Below are 5,416 nucleotides of genomic sequence, written 5' to 3' on the forward strand. Positions count from 1 at the left end.
CAAAAAGACAGCTTTCGTTGTCTGAAAAATAGATGTTTGTTTTTGCGGGTTGACACACCCGAGACCGAAGGTTTGAGATGCAGTCCTGGTGGCAACAGAGGTTGCTTTCGCTGCGAACGTTCTTATTGTGATGGTCAGTGTTCAATTCCTATTCCAGCAACCTACGAGGTGGCGTGGTGTCCGATTGAAAGAAACCGTTTTCAAACAGAACCCCACTGCTTTAGCGGTGGGAGTGTCAGTGTGGTTGCCTAGTTTGATGAAGTAATATTTAGCCAGAGAAGGGTAGGAGAATTATGTCATTATCAATCAATGAACGTTCAAGAAACTTAATTGTACCGGGAATACGTCAATTCGCAAATCAATTGGTAGATTATCCGGACGCTGTCAATTTAACAATTGGACAACCAGATTTCCCAACACCTGATGCAGTAAAAAAAGCAGCTATTGCAGCGATTGAAAATAACTTAACAGGTTACTCTCATAACGCGGGGATAGTAGATTTACGAATTGCAATTAATTCCTTTTTTAATGACACATATGGTTTTTCCTACAACCCTGATACTGAAATTATTGTAACCAATGGAGCTAGTGAAGCGATAGATACTCTATTTCGAACCATTCTTGAAGAAGATGATGAAGTTATTTTACCTGCTCCACTTTACTCTTCTTATGAAGCGATTATAAATCTATGCGGTGCGAAAGTAGTATACCTTGATACAACTGATACAGAGTTTCAACCTTCAGCTGAAAGACTAAGTTCTTTAATTACCGATAAAACAAAAGCTGTTTTATTTAACTTTCCTTCTAACCCAACCGGTGTTATTATTTCACCTACCCAAATGGATGCATTAGTAGATGTTTTGGCAGAGAAAGAAGTTTACATAATCTCCGATGAGATTTACAGTGAAAATACATTTGAGGGAAATCATAAATCATTTGCATCATATGAAAAAATAAGAGACCAATTATTTCTTCTACATGGTTTGTCAAAATCCCATTCTATGACGGGTTGGAGAATAGGGTATGTTTTAGGACCACAAGAGATTATGCAACATGTTCTTAAAGTTCATTTATATAATTCTATTTGTGCATCTTTACCAAGCCAGTATGCAGCGATTGAAGCTTTATCAAACAACCGCCATGTACCTGCAGAAATGAACAAAGAGTATATTGCGAGACGTGATTATGTCTACAACCGATTAATCGAGATGGGGCTTGAAGTTGTAAAACCAAACGGTGCGTTTTACATTTTTCCTTCTATTAAAGAGTTCGGATTTAGTTCGTTTGACTTTGCTACAAAACTGTTAAAAGAAGGCGGTGTCGCTTGTGTCCCTGGTAGTGCCTTTAGTAAGTATGGTGAAGGATTCATGCGAATCTCATATGCATATGCGATGCCTGTGTTAATAAAAGGAATGGACCGCTTGGAATCTTATATTGAAAGCATAAGATCTCAGCAGTCAACTACAGCGAATACAAGTAAGTGATTTAAAATCCTGAGCTCTTGCAGATTTTAATGTGAAATGGCAAGAAAATAGAGCATCTCCAAACTCTGATAATGGCAGCAATGTAGAAACCCATTAACAGACCGGTGAAATGCTCTATGCTTTTATAGAAAAAGAAAGCTTGTTTTGGTTTGCTAACTTTATCAATTGCATATCCGTATTTGATATCCATCTATCCTCGATATCTTGATGAAAAAGCCTCTCGTAGGTTCTCCACAAATACAGCCATAATAATTCATTAATCATTTGAATACAGACCGTTTATTAAAACAACTTAATACTTATTTGGCAATTTCATTCAGTATTTAAATAATCATGAAAGTCTCTATTCATCATGGTTTTTTAAATGTCCGTATTATGACATTCGATTTAAGTAACAATATTTTTGACTAAATACTTCCCATATGCAACTTTAGACGCGGCAGGCTTTCAAGGTAATTTAAAATTAGGGGGAGTAACACTATGACAGAACTTATGTGGTCCACGCCAGATGCACTTCGAACATTATTAAATGAAGTAGTTAGTTGGAGGAGTATGACTCTTTCGGAAGGTGAACGAGAATTCCCGTACAAAATCCAATCGAAATTACAGGATATTCCATACTTTCAAAATCACTTGGATCAAATCGAATTAACAGATGTTGACTATGGGAGAAAGTTTCTAACAGCAATGTATAAACATCCAAAAGCTAACGAAACCATTGTATTAATCAGTCATTTTGACACGGTCAATACGGAAGAATACGGAGATTTAGAAGCTTTAGTTTTTGATCCTGAAATGTTGACGAAAGCATTGTATGAAAAAAGAGATGAATTACCCGATGATGCTTGTAAGGACTTAGAATCGGGTAATTATTTATTTGGTCGCGGTACGATGGATATGAAAATGGGACTTGTTCTCCACATGAGCTTGATTGAAAAAGCAAGCCAAGAACAATGGCCAATAAATCTCATTTTACTTACGGTTCCTGATGAAGAAGCCAACAGTGCAGGCATGAGGTGTGCAGTGACTAAATTAATCGAATTACGAACACAACATAAACTCACGTATAAACTTTTTCTAAATAGTGAACCAGTCTTTGCTCAAAAACCTGGTGACGATAAGTATTATATGTATACAGGGTCAATTGGTAAAATTATGCCATCTGCCTTTTTCTACGGAATGGAAACGCATGTTGGTCAACCTCTTAGTGGGTTGTCCGCTAATTACATTGCTTCTTATTTATCACAACGAATGGAGTTTAACCCACTATTCCAAGAAGTCGTTCGTGGTGAGAAAGCGCCGTTGCCTGTTACCATTCACCAAAAAGATTTAAAAATGGAGTATTCAGCTCAAACGCCTTATCGAGCTTCGGCATTATATAATGTGTTCTTAATGGAACGTAATGCAGCTGATGTAATGACATTATTTGAACAAGTGGCAAATGAAGCAGCAGAAGAATGTAATGCAAGTTACCAAAAAGTCTGCTCACGTGAAGGTGTAGAGCCTATAGGGGAAATCCAAGTATTGAGGTATGAAAAACTATTAAAGTACGCAGTCGAAAAACTGGGTTCAGATTATGTGGATATAGTAAGGAATAATGTGCTGAATATTGTTGAATTGGATGATCGTGAAAAATCATTCCGTATTATCGATACTTTGATGATTCATTGCCAAGAATTAGCACCGACAATAATTGTATTATTCGCTCCACCATATTACCCGGCAGTGAACTCAAGTGAAAACCCATTAGTACAAGAGTGTGTTGAATTTGTAAAAACCTTTGGTGCTTCGGAGTTTAATCAAACTATCGAACGTATCCATTACTTTAACGGTATTTCCGATTTAAGTTATGTAAACTACGAAGACAACAGAGGTGGATGGCAAGTTTTCGAAGTCAACACGCCTGTCTGGGGGGAGACATACTCTATTCCATTCGATGGAATGAGTGAACTTAAAGCTCCAGTTTTAAACGTCGGTCCTTTTGGAAAAGACGCTCACAAACGTACCGAGCGTTTACAAATTCAAAGTGCCTTTGTCGAACTACCACAAATACTTGAAAACTTATTCAAAAAAGTGTTAATAGAAAAGATTTGATGGTAACAAAGGATTTACTCTAGTAAAAGAGAATGTCTATGACCTCTATACAGTGCTAAATCTGATTTTATATACAAATAGAAAAAGGACCTATCCTTTAAGGATTTAGGGTCTTTTCTATTTTCTATTATAAAACGAATAAATATTAAAAATAACATAGTTTTAATTATTCTGATAATGTATAATTATCTATGATAAGGACTAGCGTAGCTTGATACGTTAGTTGTCTTCGAAAAAGGCAAATTCTTCGAAAGATGAATACGCAAAGTTTCAGACCTAACGCCTATTGGTTATGGTGGCTGAACTGCCGAAGAATAATGGATAAAAACTTGATTTTTAGTTTGAATCACTATTCTTCCTGTAATTCTATTTTTATAGAAGAGAGGAGTTTTTTTATGTCGATTTTTAAAGAAAAAGTACGAATTGTTTTGCTCGCACCCATGATGGTTGCGCTTTTGGTATTCATAGTAGGGGTTAATCCTTCATTTGCTAATACAGATGAAGCTACAGATCAGAGTGATTCTGCAAAAGAAATTGAAGAAGTTTTAGAAGAGCCTGTATTATTGCCTGGAGATTTTTTCTATTTCTTTAAAACACTACAGGAAAATATCATGCTGGCTTTAACGTTTGACGACTTGAAAGAAGTTGAATTATTAATTGGTTATACAACAGAACGTACTTTGGAAGCAATAGAGTTACTTGAACAAGGCGAAGAAGAATTGGCAAATGAAGTTTTTCAACTAGCAATTAATCAACAAGAAGAAGCGTTAACAGCATATGAAGAAAGTCTTGAAGATGGTACTGCTGAGGAAAGTAGTATGGAAGATGGAATAACGGAAGAAATAAATGAGGAAGAGGCAACAGAAGAAGTAATTGAAGAAGAGAATGAAGAATCTAAACATACCGAACTAGAGTCTAAATTTACTTCTAACCTTCTAGCGTTACAAGTAGCTTTAGAAAAGGTAGGAAATCCAAAAGCTAAAGAAGCACTAGCGAAAAATGTGTTAAAAGATCAAGAAAGACTTGATATTAAACTTAATGAAGTAGCTACCGAAGAAGAAGAGGAAGTCGAAGTTGCTGAAACAGAATTTGATTCAGAAGAAGTTGCAACTGAAGAAGGTTTAATCACAACTGATGACGAAGAAGTTGAAGAAGTAGAAACTGATGAATCAACTGAAACTCCTGACACACAAGGCAGCACGAAATCTTTAGAAGGTATAGCCATAGCTGAAACAAAAAAACAAGAAGCGTCTAAAAAAGCTAAAGAAGCTAAAGAAAAAGCACCAGAAAAAGCTAAAGAATCTAAAGAACAAGCAGCAGAAAAAGCTGAAGAAAAACGTCAAGAAGCAGAAGAGAAAGCTGCTGAAGCAAAAGGAAAGAAATCAAAAGATGAAGAAGAAGAAGAAGAAGAAGAAGTAGAAGAAGATGAAGAAGAACAAGAAAGCAATGACAAGGGGCAAAAAGGGAAAAAATAATTATTACCAGTCTAAGTAATTATCAACATACAACAGAAAAGGAGCTATAAACCTAAATGGTTTATGGCTCTTTTTTTATGTTGAGAAAATTTACTTATAAAACAAGTTTAGAAATTAAAACTATAAAACTTTAAGGAAGAAAATTCCGCCAAAATTGTATCTCTAATTAACTAAAACTATAACCAATGAACTGAAACTTGGTGTCAATTAGTTGTACGCCGCCAACAGAGTTGAATCTGTAGTTTCCTTAGATATAAAAACCACAGATTTGTCCTAAAGAAAGCAATAAAAACAGGATATTTTATCGTTAAATCTTAAACCTGAATTATTCATAGAATTCCCGTGACAGGCTAGAAACGCCCA

General features: G+C 35.6%; 3 protein-coding genes and 1 riboswitch. All 3 genes read left to right on the plus strand.

Annotation, left to right across the window (positions count from 1 at the left end; all coding sequences use genetic code 11):
- The first annotated feature begins 293 nt into the window (after positions 1–293).
- Positions 294–1,484, plus strand: a complete 1,191-nt coding sequence (locus B371_RS0101855) for an aminotransferase class I/II-fold pyridoxal phosphate-dependent enzyme (protein ID WP_019412618.1) — start codon at positions 294–296, stop codon at positions 1,482–1,484.
- Between the two features lie 480 nt (positions 1,485–1,964).
- The gene (locus tag B371_RS0101860) at positions 1,965–3,578 is read left to right on the plus strand and encodes a M20/M25/M40 family metallo-hydrolase (RefSeq protein WP_019412619.1); all 1,614 of its coding nucleotides are present in this window, start codon (positions 1,965–1,967) and stop codon (positions 3,576–3,578) included.
- A gap of 227 nt (positions 3,579–3,805) precedes the next feature.
- A riboswitch (cyclic di-GMP riboswitch) is annotated at positions 3,806–3,890 on the plus strand.
- 83 nt (positions 3,891–3,973) lie between these two features.
- Entirely contained in the window at positions 3,974–5,053 is a 1,080-nt protein-coding gene (locus B371_RS23295; protein WP_019412620.1) for a DUF5667 domain-containing protein, read from the plus strand.
- Positions 5,054–5,416 lie beyond the last annotated feature (363 nt).

Origin of the sequence: Paenisporosarcina sp. TG20 (assembly GCF_000286315.1) — a bacterium.
Classification (GTDB): Bacteria; Bacillota; Bacilli; order Bacillales_A; family Planococcaceae; genus Paenisporosarcina.

Bases quoted from the DNA above. Each gene is read 5' to 3' on its own strand.
- B371_RS0101855 (WP_019412618.1), top strand. From the start codon at position 294: ATGTCATTATCAATCAATGAACGTTCAAGAAACTTAATTGTACCGGGA.
- B371_RS0101860 (WP_019412619.1), top strand. From the start codon at position 1,965: ATGACAGAACTTATGTGGTCCACGCCAGATGCACTTCGAACATTATTA.
- B371_RS23295 (WP_019412620.1), top strand. From the start codon at position 3,974: ATGTCGATTTTTAAAGAAAAAGTACGAATTGTTTTGCTCGCACCCATG.